This is a genomic window from Kitasatospora cystarginea (assembly GCF_039533515.1).
Taxonomy (GTDB): domain Bacteria; phylum Actinomycetota; class Actinomycetes; order Streptomycetales; family Streptomycetaceae; genus Kitasatospora; species Kitasatospora cystarginea.
On record NZ_BAAATR010000184.1, the window covers coordinates 1 to 979 of the forward strand.

Sequence of the window (979 nt, forward strand, 5' to 3'; positions counted from 1 at the left end):
TGCGACGACGATCTTCGCGGAGGTGGTGGCGCGGCTGGGAGCGGCCGCGTTAGAGCTTGCGAAGTCCACTGAGGACCCTTTCGAGCAGCGTGACGTCGGGCTGGTTGCCGGATTCACCGCCGGCAGCGGGCTGGTGGATGGCTACTAAGCCTGCCTCGGCCAGGTCGGCCACGAGGATCCGGGCCACCCCCAGGGGGATGGACAGCAGTGCGGAGACCTCGGCGACGGACTTGACCTCGGTGCAGAGGGTGCAGATCCGCTGGTGCTCGGGCAGCATCGTGGCCAGGCGTTCGGGGGCGACGCTGGCGGAGACCAGTGCCTCCAGCGCCAGTTCGTACCGTGGCCTGGTGCGGCCGCCGGTCATCGCGAACGGCCGGATCAGCGGTCCCGAGTCGTCGTCGTCCAACTCCTCGGCGTAGCCGGGCTCCTCGGCCTGTTCGGGGAAGTCCGCCGGGCCCGGGTAGGCCGGCTGGCCGGGCCCGCGCTGGGCGAACTGCGGCTGGTCGTAGACCTGGTGGCCGTACGGCTGGGGAGGCGGCTGTTGATGGTCCATCAACTGCTGCTGGTAGCCGAGTTGGCCGGGGTGCGGCTGGCCCGCGGGGTCGGGGTGCCGACCGTGGCCGACACCGGGCGCCCCGAAAGCGTCATGGCCGGTGCCGGGGTACGGAACGCCATACTGACCGCTGCGGTCATCGGGCGGGGTCACGGTTCCTCTCCTCACTTGGTGCGGCGGTGCGGTGCGAGCTCAGCCGCAGGGGCCGAGCAGGTGGTGCGAAAGCCGTACAACGCCCGGTCCCGGGACCGTGATTGACACGGTCCCGGGACGGGCCGGAGGTCTTTCGAATACCGAGAAGGTATCCGACGAACCGTCAGTGCAGGAGACTGCCCTGGAGTTCCGCGCGGAGTGCGGGGGTGAGGACGGCCCCGGCACGGTCGACGAGGAGGGCCATCTCGTAGCCGACCAGACCGATGTCGGAGT

The 979-nt window shown here is 70.4% G+C and carries 1 protein-coding gene and 1 pseudogene; both read right to left on the reverse strand.

The genetic code is table 11. The features are described 5' to 3' along the window. Positions 1 to 49 precede the first annotated feature (49 nt). Positions 50 to 706: a DUF742 domain-containing protein gene (locus ABD369_RS40720; RefSeq protein WP_425557901.1), complete on the reverse strand. Its 657-nt coding sequence runs from the start codon at positions 704 to 706 to the stop codon at positions 50 to 52. A 163-nt stretch (positions 707 to 869) separates the two neighbouring features. Further along, positions 870 to 979: pseudogene (locus ABD369_RS40725) on the reverse strand (roadblock/LC7 domain-containing protein); the annotation flags it as partial.